Raw genomic sequence first — 14804 nt, 5'->3', positions numbered from 1 at the left:
CTCGGATCATCAGGATAAGTAGATATCGTGAGCTGGCTCCGCCTCTTTATCGCTACTCGAAAGGTTCCAGATACCCCTGGATAGACTTCTTCAACCAGGCCAACACCTTGCCGTGATAGGCGTTTTCCGCCAGATAGACCCCGTAATCCCGCCACTGCAGGCTGAACTTGTGTTTCAGGGTCAGCAGGGAGCCTTGTCGCAGCTGGCTCTGGATCAGTGGCGAGGGGAGCACCGCCCAGCCCAGTCCGTCCAGCACCGCATTGCGCATCAACTCGAAGCTGGAGAGGCCGATGTGCTGGCCCCCTACTGGCAACAGGCTTTTTACCGAAAATTCATCTACATACGAGAGGGTGACCTGGGTGTGATCGGTCAGATCCTGTTGTTTGACCCGCTTCAGTCCGGCCAGCGGATGGCTGGGGGCCACCACCATCAGGGTGCGGATCGGGTTGAGCACGTCGATATTGAGGCCGCTGCGCTCCTGATCCTCGGTTATAAGGCCAAAGGCGGCATCGACGAATCCCTCTTCCACCAGCGCCGGTAGTTCGGGCGGAGATGCGAGCACCAGCGAGATACTGGTGCCGGGAAACTGATTGTGCAGGCTGGCCAGCATCTCGCGCCACACCGGCTCGGGAATCGCGTCATCGCGGGCGACCCGCAGCGCCACTTCGGCCCCCGAGGCGTAATGTTTGCACTTCTGCTGCAGGCTGTTGGCTGCCTGCAGCAGGCGGGTGCAATCATCCAGCACCAGCTCGCCGATTTCGGTCAGCCGACTCTGATTGGCACCTCGTTCAAAAAGTTCGACGCCAAGCTCAACTTCCAGCGCTGCGATGGAGGTGCTGACGGCGCTGCGGCTTTTGCCGAGGCGACGGGCGGTGTTGGCAATAGAGCCGCTATTGGCGGACTCTACAAAGAGTTCTATTTGATATAGCTTCATGTTTTACAGGCTGTGGCGGAGTTTTTCACCATCACCTTAGCGTGCCGAACCAAGGCAAGGCAAACCTGTGGCGTCGGAATAATCGACGCTGAGCGATTGTCGCGAGTTGCTTCGCCCCGTTTACCATCTCTCCCGTCGAAGCAACAAAGGCATCTTATATGTTATTAAGTCGTATGTTTCTGGCCCGGCTGTTTTTGACCGGCGCCATCGTGACCGAGGTCGCCGGTACCTCCAGCATGGCCATGATCCCCGAGCAGGGAGCTGGCTGGATGAATTACATCCCGATGTGGCTGTTGATCGGTTTCTCGTACTGGTTGCTGGCGAAAGCCGCCAAAACAATCTCCATTGGTATTGCGTTTGCGCTCTGGGAGGGGCTCGGGATCACCTTGATCACCATAGTGTCGGTCATGTTCCTTGGTTACGATGTGACCGTTCAGGAGCTGATTGGCCTGGCTCTCGCGATAGTGGGGATTGTTATGGTGACCATGGGGGAGACCCATGATGAGCCTGCAGACAAGTCAGTAGAAGCGGAGGCCACAGCATGAGTCCGTTTGTGATTGTATTGGGTGCCGCACTGATCGATATCGGCGCCAACATGGCCATCAACCGCTCCAAGGGTTTTCGTTACAAGGGGTGGGGATTCCTGGGGATCATGCTGGTACTCGGCGCCTTTACCTTGCTCTCGGAAGCGGTAAGTGGCGGCCAGATTGACCTGGCTGTTGCCTACGCCACCTGGGGGGCTATCGGCATCGTCGGTACGGCGCTGGGCGGTTTGCTCTTCTTCGGTGAGCGGCTCAAGCCCATTGGCTGGGCTGGCATGATGGTGATGGCGCTGGCTGTCGTTATGCTGACTACCGCCTGATAACCTGAAGCAATAACAAAAGCCGCCCGGTAGCAACCGGGCGGCTTTTGTTTGGCTGATTGCTTGGTCGATGCAGGCTCAGCGCGGCGCTTCGTAGAGCTCCAGCGGCAGGCCGTCGGGGTCGGCGAAGAAGGTAAAGCGCTTGCCGGTCAGCTCGTCCACCCGTACCGGCTCTACCTCGACCCGATGGGCCCGCAGGTGGGCGATGACCCGGTCAAGGTCGCTGACCCGAAAGGCGAGATGGCGCAGGCCGCACGCCTCGGGGCGGGAGGGACGTTCGGGAGGCGAGGGGAAGCTGAACAGCTCCAGCTGGCTGCCGTCCGGCAGGGCCAGATCCAGTTTCCATGACTGGCGCGCTTCGCGCAGGGTCTCGGCGATGATGGGCAGCCCCAGCACCTCGTGGTAGAAGTGGCGCGAGCGTGGGTAATCGCTGGCGATGATGGCCACATGGTGGATGGCGTCAAACAGCGGAAAGGTCATGGTGTTTCCTTGTCAGCAGCATAGTGAACGGGCAGCCTGCGCTGCCCGTGTCGTTGATCTAGTTGAAGAAACCGCCGAACCAGTCATCCAGCGCACTGCGTGGCGTCGCACTGCTGGCGCAACCGGCCGGGGAGCCCATGGTGGATGCCTTGGCCGGCACCTGCAGGCTGCCCGGGCAGTCGCTGGCGACGCGGGTACCGCTGGCGCGGGAGAAGTTGGCCCAGGTGACCCCTTCCGGCATCTTCAGTCCCAGACTGTTGACGCCGCGCTGGCTCATGTAGCCGCTAAAGAGCTGCAGGGCTCCGCTGGCTCCGGTCAAACCTGCCGGGGTGTTGTCGTCGCGACCGACCCAGATACTGACCAGCTCGTTGTTGTCCATCCCGGCAAACCAGGAGTCGCGCAGCTCGTTGGTAGTGCCTGTCTTGGCCGCCATGGTGGCGCCCGGGAACTTGGCACTGAGGGCGCGGGCCGTGCCCTGACTCACCGTCTTGGTCATGGCGAACAGGGTCAGCCAGCTTGCTTGCTGGTCGGTGACCCGCTTGGCGGTCTGATCATGCTGATAGAGCAGGCTGCCATCTCCGTTCACCACGGCGCGAATGGCCGACAGCGGCTGGGTGAGCCCCTGATTGGCGATGGGCAGATACATCTGGTTCACCTCCAGCGGGGAGAGGGCGACCGCCCCCAGCACCAGCGACGGATAGGGCTGGATCTCCTGCTGGACTCCCAGTTTGTGCAGGGTGTCGACTACCTTCTCCAGCCCCACCTGCAGACCCAGATTGACGGTCGGCACGTTGAGGGAGCTGGCCAGTGCATCCATCAGCGGCACGCTCTGGCGGAACTTGCGATCGTAGTTTTGCGGCGTCCAGACCTGACCATCCTGACCGCGAATGCGGATCGGCTGATCTTTGAGCGGGGTCGCCAGGGTCAGGCCGTTGGAGAGACCGGTGAGGTAGACCGCCGGTTTCACCAGCGAGCCGATCTGGCGGCGGGCATCCAGCGCCCGGTTGAACCCGGCGTAGCGGGGATCGCGGCCACCCACCAGCGCGACGACTTCGCCCTTATGCCAGTCGGAGACCACCATGGCCGCCTCCAGCTTCTTCTTGCCGCGCAGCTTTTCGATATCGGCGAGGCCCGATTCGACCGCCCGCTCGGCCGCGTGCTGGGCGATGGGGTCGAGACTGGTGAAGATCTTGAGGCCGGACTGCTTGAGCAGATCGGCGCCGAAGCGGCTCTGGATCTCTCGTTTGAGCAGTCCCATAAAGGCCGGGGTGCGACCATAACTCATCTGGCCGCGAGCGATGATGCCGAGGGGCTGACGGCTGGCCAGCTCATATTCGGCCTGGGTCAGGCTGCCGTGATCCATCAGCAGCTTCAGCACCAGATCACGACGGGTCTTGGCCCGCTCCGGGAAGCGCCATGGGTCGTAATAGGAGGGGCCTTTCACCAGACCGACCAGCAGGGCGACCTGATCGATATCCAGCTCGTTGACCGGAATGCCGAAGTAGAAGTAGGAGGCGAGGCCGAAACCGTAGACCCCTTGCGAGAAGTTCTGCCCCAGATAGACCTCGTTGAGGTAGGACTCGAGGATCTCGTCCTTGCTGTAGCGATAGTCGATCAGCACCGCCATATAGGCTTCCTGCAGTTTTCGCCACAGACTGCGCTCACGGGTCAGGAAGAAGTTTTTGGCCAGCTGCTGGGTGAGGGTACTGCCCCCCTGCACGGTGCGACCCGCGATCAGGTTGGCGAACATGGCGCGCATGATGGCCACCGGCGAGACGCCGCCATGCTGGTAGAAGTCGCGATCTTCGGTGGTGAGCAGGGTCACCAGCAGGCTGTCCGGCACCTCGGCGATACGCACCAGCAGGCGATCTTCCCGATCCTCGGTATTGAGGCGATCGAGCAGCACCGGGTCCATCTGGGCGTAACCGAGCTGGCGCTGGTTCTCCAGCGACTGGATCCCCTCAAGGCGCGGGCCGTTGAAGGTGAGGCGCAGGCCGCGGGCTCCATCGGCGCCGTCATAGAACTCGAACGGACGGCGAATAAGCTCGATGCGGTTGCCGTTGATGGTGTATTCACCCGGCGTGTGAGGCTGGCGCACCTGCTTGTAGCTCAGCATGTTGAGCTCGCGCAGCATCTGGTCTCGCGACAGGCGCTGGCTGGGGTAGAGCTCCAGCGGACGGCTGTAGACCATCACCGGCAGCTGCCACTTCTCGCCATCGAAGCGCTCGCGCACCTTGGTATCGAGGTAGATGCCAAACACCACCATAAAGGCCGCCACCACCAGGGAGAGCTTGAAGCCAAGCCAGAACAGCTTGCGCCAGATGGTGCGTTTGGGCGCTGCCTTCTTGGGGGCTCGCTTGCGTCGTTGGGTTGCCATAAATCCTCTTTGCTTTCCTTTCTACTTGTTATGTCGCGTTCGCGAACGTCCGAGCGGGATTAACCCATCGAACCTAGATGCCCATCTTCTTTTTGGTGACTTTGGTCGGCATCGCTTCCAGCGGATTATCCGGCCAGTAGTGGCGGGGATAGCGTCCCTTCATCTCTTTCTTCACCTGTTCGTAGGACCCAGCCCAGAAAGCGGCCAGATCGGCGGTGATCTGCAGCGGTCGCTGGGCGGGGGAGAGCAGCTCCACTACCAGCGGCACCCGGCCATCGGCCACGCAGGGGGTCGAACCTTGACCGAACATCTCCTGAATGCGCACCGGGATCACCGGTGCCTGCCCCGGCTGATAGCGGATCCGCACCCGGCTGCCAGTGGGCGCCGCAAAGTGGCTCGGCAGTGCCTCGTCCAGCCGTTTGGGCAACGGCCAGGGCAGGGATTGGCGCAGGATGTCGCTCATATTGAGCCTCTTCAGCTGCTCCAGCCGGGTCATACCGCTCACCGCTGGCAGCAGCCACTGTTCCAGTGTGGCCAGCAGGCTCTCGTCATCCATCGCGGGCCACCCCTCATCGGGCAGCCAGTCGCGGGCGCAGCGCAGGCGTGCCAGCAGCCCTTCGCTGCTCTCGTCCCAAGGCAGCACATGCAGCCCCTTGCGGCGAATGCCTTGCAGCAGGCAGCGCCCTTTCTGCTCGTCAGAGAGTTCGGTCAGCGGTCGCTGGCTCAGCACCAGCTCGCCGATCACCTGCTGGCGCTCGGCGCGCACCCGCTCTTCCCGCTCATCCCAGTCGAACCACTGCCGTTCGCTCACCAGTTCCGGCAGCAGGCGTACCAGCTCGTCAAGATCGACCGGTTCGGCGATAAAGATGCGGCTGCCGCGATCGTTCTGCCCCATCTCGATGGCGATAAGGGCCCCTTGTCCCTGACAGGGATGACCTTCTACCAGATCGCAGCTCACCCCACCACTGAGTTGATAACGACTGCCGCTACGCAGTTTGCCGATGCGATCCGGCCAGGCGAGGGCACAGAGCAGCCCCAGCCACTGGCCCTGTGCATTGGCAGGTCGGGCGCCAAGCCGTTCAAACCAGCGGGCAGCGTTCTGGCGCAGGGCGTTTTGGCGGCGGTGGAACAGCACAGAGAGGCGCTCCGATCCTCGCAGATCTTCTTCCTGCAACGCCAGCAGATAAGCGGCATCGGCGACAATCCCTGTCAGACCCTCGGATTCCAGCTCGCGGGCGCGCAGCAGCATGCGAGCGAGGCGAGGGTGAGTACCGAAGGCGGCCATGGCGCGGCCAGCGGGAGTGAGTTGTTGCTCACCCTCCGGCTTCATGGCGCCAAGGGCCACCAGCAGCCGCTGGGCGCTGGCCACCGCGGCGGCGGGAGGCATATCGAGAAGCGGCAGATCTTCTACCTTGGCGCCCCACTGGGCGGCATCTATCAGCAGGCCGGTCAGCTCCTGAGTGAGAATATCTGGCGGGCTCTGCTCGGCGAGTCGCTCCTGCACCTCGCTGCTCCAGAGCCGGTAGCAGACGCCAGGGCCGAGACGACCGGCGCGACCTGCCCGCTGGGTGGCGGAGGATTTGGCTATCTGGCGGGTCTCCAGTCGGGTAACGCCGCTTTTCAGATCAAAGGAGGCCCGTCGTTCCAGCCCGCTGTCGATAACGACAGAGACCCCTTCGATGGTGAGGGAGGTCTCCGCCACATTGGTGGTGAGCACCAGCTTACGGCGACCAGCAGGCGCCGGTTCGATGGCCGCCTGCTGCGCCGCCATATCGAGGCGACTGTAGAGGGGGGCGAGGGTCACGTCGTCCGGCAGTTTGTCTGCCAGCCATTGCGCCAGCCGCTCGATCTCACCCTGTCCCGGCAGAAAGACCAGCAGGCTGCCATCTTGCTCGGCCAGCGCTTCGAGTACCACGGCGCCGACCTGCGGCTCCAGCCACTGCTGGCGGTTGGCTGGGCGGTAGTGGTAGTCGATGGGGAAACCGCGCCCTTCCGAGCGAACCACAGGGGCATCCGGCAACAAGGTCTCGAGTGCCATGCCATCAAGGGTTGCGGACATAATCAAAAGCTTGAGGTCATCGCGCAGCCCTTGCTGGCTCTCGATGGCGAAGGCCAGCGCGGTATCGGCGTGCAGACTGCGTTCGTGGAACTCATCGAAGATGACCAGCGAGACGCCAGTCAGCTCCGGGTCCTGCTGCAACATCCGGGTCAGCACCCCTTCGGTGACGATCTCGAGCCGGGTTGCTGAGCTGGTGCGGCTCTCGCCACGCACTCGCAGGCCGATGCGCTCGCCCACCTTCTCCCCCAGCTGGCGCGCTAGAAAGCTGGCGATATTGCGCGCCGCGAGGCGCCTTGGCTCCAGCATGATGATGCGGCCGGGCAGCCGGTTCTGACGCACCAGCTCCAGCGGCAGCAGGGTCGATTTGCCCGCGCCGGGTGGCGCCTGCAGGATCACGCTGCTGTGGCTGTCGAGGGCGGCAAAGAGTTCGGGCAATACCGAAACGATGGGGAGCTGGGACAAAGCGATGAGCACCTTCTGTGGCAACCGGTAAAACGGCGCCTATTCTGCCACAGCCACCCGCGCCACCGTGAGTGGATGTGCGGATATGGTCACTCGGGCGGGAGGGTGGCGAGACATGGCCGGATGGCTGCCATAGAATGGGCCCATCCAATGAGCGTGAAAAAGGCATTATCACCACATGGCCAAACTCTTCTTTGCCCTGCCCGTCAAGGAGCTCGCTCCCGAGCTCATCGCCTGGCGCGATCCGCTGCCCTGGCCCGGTCAGCCGGTGCCGCAAGCCAACCTCCACCTGACCCTCGCCTTTCTGGGGGAGGCAGACGAGTTGACCACCCGCCGCCTGATCGCCGCCGTAGAGCGTCAGCACTGTCCGCCGCTCTCCATCAGGCTGGACGAGACCGGCTGGTTCAGCCGGGCCAAGGCTGCCTGGATTGGCCCGAAGGAGTGGCCCAACGAGCTGACCGTGCTGGCAAAGGCGCTGCGCCGCCACGGCGAGAAGTTGCGCCTTGGCAATGGCGAGCAGGGTTATCGCCCCCATGTCACCCTGTCGCGCAAGGCGGGTGAGGCTCCGGCCATCCTGCCTGCCCCAAATTTTCTGCTGCAGGCCGATGAGTTCTGCCTCTATCAATCCATCTCGACTCCGGACGGGGTACGCTACGAGCCGCTTGCCTGCTGGCCGCTGCGCGCCCGGGTAAAAGAAGACGCGCGGAGGGCTAACCCGTGATCTTTGATCCCCCCCTGCAATCGGGCCAGCTGGTGGCCCGCTACAAGCGCTTTCTGACCGATGTGCAACTCGATAACGGCGAGGTCATTACCATCCATTGCGCCAATACCGGTGCCATGACCGGTTGTGCCGATCCGGGTACTCGGGTCTGGTACTCCACCTCCGATAACCCCAAGCGCAAGCTGCCCAACAGCTGGGAGATCGCCGAGAGCCCGGCGGGCCACTTTATCTGCGTCAACACGGCGCGCGCCAACCAGATTGCCCGGGAGCTGATCGAGCAGGAGGCCATCGCTCCGCTGGCGGGTTACAGCCGGTTGCGCACCGAGGTGAAGTATGGCGAAGAGAACAGTCGCATCGATCTATTGCTGGAAGATGACGAGAAGGGCAATTGTTACATCGAGGTAAAATCTGTCACCCTGCTCGACGAGCGGGAGGAGGCTGGCATGGGCTACTTCCCCGATGCGGTCACTGCCCGTGGCGCCAAGCATTTGCGTGAATTGATGGCCATGAAAGCGGCAGGTCACAGGGCCGTGCTGCTCTTTATGGTGTTGCACTCCGGAATAAGCCGGATGCGCCCTGCAACCCATATAGATCCGCACTATAGTCTGCTAATTGAGCAGGCAATCGCGGCGGGGGTTGAAATTTTATGCTATCGGCCCCATGTTGGGGTGCAAGGCATGGTGGCTCAAGGGTTTATCCCGTTTGAATCTGGTCACCTGTTACCCGAGGGGAGTGCATAAATATTGGAGTGGGTAACATTATTGGTACGGCTCGTTTGCTTACCCGTTACCCTTCTGCTATAGATGTCGCCCTCAATTTATGGATGGCACGGGTAGCGTGCTGAATTAGGAGACAGGGCATGCCAACAGGCGAAAACAGGAAATCTCTGGGCCCCCTGGCCATTGCGGGTGTCGCGCCTTACCAGGAAAAGCCGGGTGAGGAGTACATGAATGACCAACAAAAGGCGCATTTTCGCAAGATCCTGGGTGCCTGGCGCAACCAACTGATGCAGGAAGTTGATCGTACCGTCGACCATATGAAAGACGAGGCTGCCAACTTCCCGGATCCCGTGGATCGTGCCGCGCAAGAAGAAGAGTTCGCTCTTGAACTGCGTACCCGCGACCGTGAACGCAAGCTGATCAAGAAGATCGAGAAGACCTTGCAGCTGCTTGAAGACGATGATTTCGGTTACTGCGAACACTGCGGTATCGAGATCGGTATCCGTCGTCTGGAAGCCCGTCCGACTGCCGACCTCTGTGTCGATTGCAAGACGCTGGCCGAGATCAAGGAAAAACAGATGGCCGGTTGATCCCGACCCTCTGGTATATGAAAAAGGGAGCTCGCGGGCTCCCTTTTTTATTGAGCTTTTGGCTGTCGCGCCCCAGAATGCAGCCTCAATGAATCGCTTACCCGAACAGTCATGCCAGTGAATCCCCCGTCCTCACCCCTTGCGCGCCCCTATGTCGGTCGCTTTGCTCCCTCACCCTCAGGCCCGCTCCACTTCGGTTCGCTGATCGCCGCCCTCGGCAGCTTTTTGCAGGCCAGAGCGCAGCAGGGACGTTGGTTGGTACGCATCGAAGATATCGATCCGCCGCGGGAGATGGCGGGGGCTGCGGCCCTGATCCTCAAGACCCTTGAGGCATATGGCCTCGAGTGGGACGGGGAGGAGATGTTCCAGAGCGCGCGCCACGGCCGTTATGACGAGATCATCGACCAGCTCTATCGGACGGGGGACCTCTACTGGTGCCGTTGCACCCGGCGCGAAATCATGGCCGCGGGCGGTCTCTACAGCGGCCACTGCCGCACGCTGGGACTTGCGGCCGAAGGTTGTGCCGCCCGGCTGCGCCAGCACCATCCGGTCTACCACTTCGACGATCGCTTGCAGGGCCATATCGCGGTCCCTGCAGCGCTCGCCGAGGAGGATTTTATTATCCGTCGCCGCGACGGGCTCTATGCCTACAACCTGGCGGTGGTGGTGGATGATATGGACAGCGGCATCACCGAGATAGTGCGCGGCGCCGATCTGCTGGAGCCCACGGTGCGCCAGATTGCCCTCTACCAGACCCTGGGTGCACCGGTGCCCGACTGGGTGCATTTGCCGCTGGCGGTGCTGGCCGACGGCAACAAGCTCTCCAAGCAGAACCATGCGCCGGCCCTGGCGCTTGATGAGGTGCGACCGGCCCTGTGGCAGGCGCTGCACTTCCTCGGCCAGTGCCCGCCGCCCGAGCTGATGGCGAGCCGGATCGACGAGATCATCGAATGGGGTATCGCTAACTGGCAGCTAGAACGGGTGCCCGCCAGCGAGAAAATCCCGCTCGCGGATTGCTGAGTCGACCAGGTGATTTTTGTTTGATTGAGCGTAAATTGCCGCTGTTGATTGTGATTTTACCGGGATGATCCGTTTCAAACGGGATCAATTGTCAGCACGGTTTTTCATTTGGTCAGGCGTGAGCTATGCGCAGTTAGACCGCTATTTTTTGGCTCGGTTTGATTCAAATGAGCTGAAGTAGCCACATGGTTTTTCATTTGTGCAGGCCTGAGCTATGTGCAGATTGACCGCTATTTTCGCTGGCAGACGGTTTCATGCGGGATCAATTGTCAGCACGGTTTTTCATTTGGTTAGGCGTGAGCTATGATAGGCCGCTATTTTTTGGCCTCCCGTCAATTTAGAAGTCATGAAGAGGTGTACCATTTTTTCCCAGATCGCAAACTTTTGCCGCAAGGTGCTCGGCAAGGAAGACGGCGAGCAGTCGGTGGAATCCCCCATTCCAGCCCGTGTCGCCGGTCAACGTCGTACCTTAAGCCGTGATCAGCACCCTATTTCGCGCAAAGAGATCAGCGAGAATGCACTCAAGGTGCTCTATCGCCTGAACAAAGGGGGCTATGAGGCCTACCTGGTCGGCGGCGGAGTCCGGGATCTGCTGCTCGGGAAGACGCCCAAGGATTTCGACATCGCAACCGATGCGACGCCGGAGCAGATCAAGGCGCTGTTCAGCAACTGCCGCCTGATTGGCCGTCGTTTCCGCCTGGCCCACATTGTCTTTGGTCGTGACGTGATCGAAGTGGCCACCTTCCGGGGTCACCACCATCAGGTCAATACCAGCAAACATGTGTCGGCCCAGTCTGATGAAGGCATGCTGCTGCGCGACAACGTCTACGGCACCATCGAAGAGGATGCCGAGCGCCGCGACTTTACCGTCAACGCCCTCTACTACAGCGCCAAAGATTTCACCCTGCACGATTTCGAAGGGGGTCTGGAAGATCTGGCCGAGCGCAAGCTTGAGCTGATCGGCGATCCCGAGACCCGTTATCGTGAAGATCCGGTGCGCATGCTGCGCGCCGTGCGCTTTGCCGCCAAGCTGGATATGACCATCAGTCCGCGTACCGCAGCCCCCATCAAGGAGCTGGCGCCACTGCTGCAAGACATCCCGGCTGCCCGCCTGTTTGAGGAGACCCTCAAGCTGTTCCTGGCTGGCGACGGTCTGGCGACCTACAAACTGCTGCGCGAGTATGGCCTGTTCCAGCAGCTCTTCCCGCAAGTGGCTGCGCTGTTTACCCCGCACGGCAACTCGCCCTACGAGCAGTTTATCGAGCAGGCGCTGATCGATACCGACACCCGCGTTCGTGAAGATAAGCGCGTCACCCCCGCCTTCCTCTACGCCACCCTGCTGTGGGGCTGCGTCGAGGCCCGTGGTCGGGTGCTGGAGAACGAGAGCGGCCTGCCCTGGTATGACGCCTTCATGCTGGCGATCAACGAGGTGCTGGACAATCAGGTGCGGATCATCGCCGTTCCCCGCCGTTTCACCACAGATGTCCGCGACATCTGGGCACTGCAACAGCGTCTGACCCGCCGTCAGGGCAAGCACCCCGAGCGCGCCATGGAGCATCCCAAGTTCCGCGCTGCGTTCGACTTCCTGTTGCTGCGCAACCGGGTCGAGCGCGGTCTCGGTGAGCTGGCCAGCTGGTGGGAGCGCTATGTTGCCTCCAATCCGGATGTGCGCCCGCAACTGCAGCGTGAAGCGACCCGTCGCCCGGCAAGCGGTGAGCGCGGTGAGTCCCGCAGCCACGATGGCGAGAAGCGCAGCAGCAACAGCCGCAACCGTCGTCGCCCCCGTCGCCGCAAACCGAAAGTGGCCGAGTGACAACAGACGTGATGACCGAGGTCTTCATCGCCATTGGTTCCAACCTGTCTGACCCGCTGGGTCAGGCTCGTCGCGCCGTTGCCGCCCTGGCAAGGTTGCCGGAATCTGTGCTGGTGGAGGCCTCGTCGTTTTACAGCAGCCGCCCCATGGGCCCTGCTGACCAGCCGGACTACGTCAATGCCGTGGCCCGGCTCAATACCCGGCTCGCGCCCCTTGCGCTGCTGGATCAATTACAAAAAATCGAGCTGGAACAGGGACGTGTGCGCAAAGATGAGCGGTGGGGGCCGAGAACTCTGGATCTCGATCTGCTGCTCTATGGGGATCAGGTGATCAACCATGAGCGCCTGATCGTACCCCACTACGGCATGAAGGAGCGGGAGTTCGTGCTGCTGCCCCTTGCCGAAATTGCGCCTGCTCTGGTGCTGCCCTGCGGCACCCCGCTCGCCCTACTGGTTGCCCGCTGCCCGCACAATGATTTGGCCATCATTGCCCCGCGTGCAGACGTACAGGAGCCTCTATGAGCAAGATCACCACCGCCAGCCTGCTGAAGATGAAGCAGGAAGGTCAAAAGTTCACCGCCATCACCGCCTATGATGCCACCTTTGCCAAGCTGTTCGACGACGAGGGGGCCCACGTGCTGCTCATCGGCGATTCACTGGGCATGGTGCTGCAAGGGGGTCAGGATACCCTGGCGGTCAACATGGATGAGATGGTCTATCACACCCGCTGTGTGGCGCGCGGTGCCAGCAAGGCACTGGTGGTCGCCGACATGCCGTTCATGAGCTACGCCACTCCCGAGCAGACTTACCAGAACGCCGCCCGCCTGATGGCGGCCGGTGCCCGCATGGTGAAGATGGAAGGGGGCGACTGGCTCTGTGACTCTATCCGCCACCTTACCCGCAACGGGGTGCCGGTGTGTGGTCACCTCGGCCTCACCCCGCAATCCGTTCATGTCTTTGGTGGCTTCAAGGTGCAGGGGCGCGATGAGTTTCAGGCCCAGGAAATTTACCGTCAGGCCCTCGAACTGCAAGCGGCCGGTATCCAGCTGCTGGTGCTCGAGTGTGTGCCCACTGCGCTGGCCGAGCGCATCACCAAGGCGCTTCGCATCCCGGTGATCGGCATTGGTGCCGGCCCCGCGACCGATGGTCAAATTTTGGTGATGCACGATGCCTTTGGCGTCACCTCCGGCTATGTGCCCAAGTTCACCAAGAACTTCCTGGCCGAGACCGGCGATGTGCGTGCCGCCATCCGCCTCTATGTGCAGCAGGTGAGCGAGGGGAGCTTCCCCGGCCCGGAGCACTGCTTCAACTGATCCTGGCGGTTGCATGATGGGGGCTGCGGCCCCCGTCTCTGCTTGTCAGCCTCGCACCGTTAATCTGTATAGCTAATCCGTATCTTATTGATTCATCTAAAGGTGAACTGCTGATAGCCATGTTCGTGCCCCATCCCGCCCGAGCGCTATCTGTGGATGCAACCCGTCTCTCTTTTTGATTTATCGGAAGGTGAACTGCTGATGTTGGTCGTAAATAATCCCGTCGTTCTGCGTGAGCAGATCAGCCAATGGCGCCGTGAAGGGCGTGCCATCGCATTCGTGCCCACCATGGGCAACCTGCATCAGGGCCACCTGACGCTGGTGAAAGAGGCGCACAGCCACGCCGAGAAGGTGGTGGTCAGCATCTTCGTCAACCCGATGCAGTTCGACAAGGCCGAGGATCTTGCCAACTACCCGCGAACTCTGGAGCAGGATTGCGCTGCGCTGGAAGCGGCCGGTGTCGATATGGTGTTCACCCCGACCCCGGAGATCATGTATCCGCAGGGGCTGGCCAGCCAGACCTTCGTCGAGGTGCCGGGTCTCTCCAATCTGCTGGAGGGAGCGCTGCGCCCGGGTCACTTCCGTGGTGTCAGTACCGTCGTCACCAAGCTGTTCAATCTGGTACAGCCGGATGTGGCCTGCTTTGGCCAGAAGGATTACCAGCAGTTGGCGCTTATTCGAAAGATGGTGGCCGACATGGCGATGCCCATCGAGATCGTCGGCGTGCCCACCGTGCGGGCCGAAGACGGGCTGGCGCTCTCTTCCCGCAACGGCTACCTGACTGCCGCCGAGCGGGCCATTGCCCCCGAGCTGGCGCGCACCATGAACTGGATTGCCGAGCAGATCGAAGCGGGTGATCACCACCTGCCGTCGCTGGTGGCGCAGGCCAGCCAGCGTCTCGACAACGCCGGTTTTCGTACCGATGCCATCGACATCGTCGATGCCGCCACCCTCGAATCCGCCACTGACGAGAGCGCACAGCTGGTGATCCTGATGGCCGCTTATCTTGGCAAGGCCCGCCTTATCGACAATCAAGTGGTCACGCTGCAGCAAGCCTGAGCCCGCCACAACCAGGAGGACCCCATGTCCAAGAAGGTTTACTGCATTGCCCAATTCCTGCCCAAGCCCGGTCAGGAGCAGGCCCTGTTTCAGGTGCTGCAGGCGCTCGAACCCAACACCCTGCGTGAGGATGGTTGCCTGCAATATCGGGTAACCCGCCACATCGCGAGCCCGTTTGCCGAGGGGGAAAGTTTTCCCATCGTGTTCAACGAGATTTGGCAAGATATGGCCTCTTTCGAGGCGCACTGCCAGCGCGCGGAGATCAAGGCTTTCTTCGAGCGTTACTGTCTGGCGGAAGATGGTTTGGCCGCGAAGTGGAATGTCTGCGTCTATAGCGACGAACCCGAACAGTACGACGCCCCCGTAAAGAAGTAATTCCCCTGATTGCCAGCGGAC

The 14804-nt window shown here is 61.6% G+C and carries 15 protein-coding genes; 11 read left to right on the top strand and 4 right to left on the bottom strand.

Annotated features, from left to right (window positions below; translation table 11 throughout):
- Positions 1-52: 52 nt before the first annotated feature.
- On the bottom strand, positions 53-934 hold the full coding sequence (locus tag AB5Z05_RS10665) for a LysR family transcriptional regulator (RefSeq protein WP_021229560.1): 882 nt from the start codon (positions 932-934) through the stop codon (positions 53-55).
- Between the two features lie 158 nt (positions 935-1092).
- Here AB5Z05_RS10665 and AB5Z05_RS10660 point away from each other — a divergent pair, with 158 nt between their 5' ends.
- Together AB5Z05_RS10660 and AB5Z05_RS10655 are read left to right on the top strand one after the other, a co-directional pair.
- A complete protein-coding gene (locus AB5Z05_RS10660; RefSeq protein ID WP_005335660.1) occupies positions 1093-1479 on the top strand; it encodes a multidrug efflux SMR transporter in 387 nt (128 codons plus the stop codon).
- Positions 1476-1796, top strand: a complete 321-nt coding sequence (locus AB5Z05_RS10655) for an SMR family transporter (RefSeq protein WP_005335659.1) — start codon at positions 1476-1478, stop codon at positions 1794-1796. Before AB5Z05_RS10660 ends, AB5Z05_RS10655 begins: the two co-directional genes overlap by 4 nt.
- Before the next feature lie 78 nt (positions 1797-1874).
- Here AB5Z05_RS10655 and AB5Z05_RS10650 read toward each other — a convergent pair whose 3' ends face one another.
- From AB5Z05_RS10650 to hrpB, 3 genes are all read right to left on the bottom strand, one after another.
- Positions 1875-2276: a VOC family protein gene (locus AB5Z05_RS10650; RefSeq protein ID WP_115544320.1), complete on the bottom strand. Its 402-nt coding sequence runs from the start codon at positions 2274-2276 to the stop codon at positions 1875-1877.
- Positions 2277-2334: 58 nt separating this feature from the next.
- Positions 2335-4653 carry a penicillin-binding protein 1B gene (mrcB, locus tag AB5Z05_RS10645; RefSeq protein WP_100652841.1) on the bottom strand — a complete coding sequence of 773 codons (2319 nt, stop codon included), beginning with the start codon at positions 4651-4653 and terminating at the stop codon, positions 2335-2337.
- Positions 4654-4726: 73 nt separating this feature from the next.
- Entirely contained in the window at positions 4727-7174 is a 2448-nt protein-coding gene (gene hrpB / locus AB5Z05_RS10640; RefSeq protein ID WP_368151442.1) for an ATP-dependent helicase HrpB, read from the bottom strand.
- 178 nt (positions 7175-7352) lie between these two features.
- Here hrpB and thpR point away from each other — a divergent pair, with 178 nt between their 5' ends.
- From thpR to AB5Z05_RS10595, 9 genes are all read left to right on the top strand, one after another.
- The gene (gene thpR / locus AB5Z05_RS10635) at positions 7353-7895 is read left to right on the top strand and encodes an RNA 2',3'-cyclic phosphodiesterase (RefSeq protein ID WP_368151440.1); all 543 of its coding nucleotides are present in this window, start codon (positions 7353-7355) and stop codon (positions 7893-7895) included.
- The gene (gene sfsA / locus AB5Z05_RS10630) at positions 7892-8635 is read left to right on the top strand and encodes a DNA/RNA nuclease SfsA (RefSeq protein WP_019444756.1); all 744 of its coding nucleotides are present in this window, start codon (positions 7892-7894) and stop codon (positions 8633-8635) included. The genes thpR and sfsA overlap by 4 nt, the downstream gene beginning before the upstream one ends.
- Before the next feature lie 119 nt (positions 8636-8754).
- Positions 8755-9204 (top strand): RNA polymerase-binding protein DksA, encoded by a 450-nt coding sequence (dksA, locus tag AB5Z05_RS10625; RefSeq protein ID WP_005335644.1) that lies wholly within the window; start codon positions 8755-8757, stop codon positions 9202-9204.
- 111 nt (positions 9205-9315) lie between these two features.
- Complete coding sequence (gluQRS, locus tag AB5Z05_RS10620) at positions 9316-10224, top strand: tRNA glutamyl-Q(34) synthetase GluQRS (protein ID WP_368151437.1); 909 nt, start codon at positions 9316-9318, stop codon at positions 10222-10224.
- Between the two features lie 346 nt (positions 10225-10570).
- A complete protein-coding gene (pcnB, locus tag AB5Z05_RS10615) occupies positions 10571-12037 on the top strand; it encodes a polynucleotide adenylyltransferase PcnB (protein ID WP_111900188.1) in 1467 nt (488 codons plus the stop codon).
- An 11-nt stretch (positions 12038-12048) separates the two neighbouring features.
- Positions 12049-12558, top strand: a complete 510-nt coding sequence (folK, locus tag AB5Z05_RS10610; RefSeq protein ID WP_184235878.1) for a 2-amino-4-hydroxy-6-hydroxymethyldihydropteridine diphosphokinase — start codon at positions 12049-12051, stop codon at positions 12556-12558.
- Positions 12555-13349, top strand: coding sequence for a 3-methyl-2-oxobutanoate hydroxymethyltransferase (panB, locus tag AB5Z05_RS10605; protein WP_005335640.1), 795 nt, complete (start codon positions 12555-12557; stop codon positions 13347-13349). The genes folK and panB overlap by 4 nt, the downstream gene beginning before the upstream one ends.
- Before the next feature lie 201 nt (positions 13350-13550).
- Entirely contained in the window at positions 13551-14408 is an 858-nt protein-coding gene (gene panC / locus AB5Z05_RS10600; protein WP_005335639.1) for a pantoate--beta-alanine ligase, read from the top strand.
- 24 nt (positions 14409-14432) lie between these two features.
- Positions 14433-14783 carry a putative quinol monooxygenase gene (locus AB5Z05_RS10595; RefSeq protein WP_005335638.1) on the top strand — a complete coding sequence of 117 codons (351 nt, stop codon included), beginning with the start codon at positions 14433-14435 and terminating at the stop codon, positions 14781-14783.
- Positions 14784-14804 lie beyond the last annotated feature (21 nt).

The sequence above is a fragment of the Aeromonas sp. R2-4 genome, assembly GCF_040908365.1.
Classification (GTDB): domain Bacteria; phylum Pseudomonadota; class Gammaproteobacteria; order Enterobacterales; family Aeromonadaceae; genus Aeromonas; species Aeromonas veronii.
This window is presented reverse-complemented; position numbering and strand designations above follow the sequence as displayed.

Bases quoted from the DNA above. Each gene is read 5' to 3' on its own strand.
- mrcB (WP_100652841.1), bottom strand. From the start codon at position 4,653: ATGGCAACCCAACGACGCAAGCGAGCCCCCAAGAAGGCAGCGCCCAAA.
- AB5Z05_RS10650 (WP_115544320.1), bottom strand. From the start codon at position 2,276: ATGACCTTTCCGCTGTTTGACGCCATCCACCATGTGGCCATCATCGCC.
- AB5Z05_RS10665 (WP_021229560.1), bottom strand. From the start codon at position 934: ATGAAGCTATATCAAATAGAACTCTTTGTAGAGTCCGCCAATAGCGGC.
- dksA (WP_005335644.1), top strand. From the start codon at position 8,755: ATGCCAACAGGCGAAAACAGGAAATCTCTGGGCCCCCTGGCCATTGCG.
- thpR (WP_368151440.1), top strand. From the start codon at position 7,353: ATGGCCAAACTCTTCTTTGCCCTGCCCGTCAAGGAGCTCGCTCCCGAG.
- AB5Z05_RS10595 (WP_005335638.1), top strand. From the start codon at position 14,433: ATGTCCAAGAAGGTTTACTGCATTGCCCAATTCCTGCCCAAGCCCGGT.
- AB5Z05_RS10660 (WP_005335660.1), top strand. From the start codon at position 1,093: ATGTTATTAAGTCGTATGTTTCTGGCCCGGCTGTTTTTGACCGGCGCC.
- panC (WP_005335639.1), top strand. From the start codon at position 13,551: ATGTTGGTCGTAAATAATCCCGTCGTTCTGCGTGAGCAGATCAGCCAA.
- folK (WP_184235878.1), top strand. From the start codon at position 12,049: ATGACCGAGGTCTTCATCGCCATTGGTTCCAACCTGTCTGACCCGCTG.
- panB (WP_005335640.1), top strand. From the start codon at position 12,555: ATGAGCAAGATCACCACCGCCAGCCTGCTGAAGATGAAGCAGGAAGGT.
- gluQRS (WP_368151437.1), top strand. From the start codon at position 9,316: ATGCCAGTGAATCCCCCGTCCTCACCCCTTGCGCGCCCCTATGTCGGT.
- AB5Z05_RS10655 (WP_005335659.1), top strand. From the start codon at position 1,476: ATGAGTCCGTTTGTGATTGTATTGGGTGCCGCACTGATCGATATCGGC.
- pcnB (WP_111900188.1), top strand. From the start codon at position 10,571: ATGAAGAGGTGTACCATTTTTTCCCAGATCGCAAACTTTTGCCGCAAG.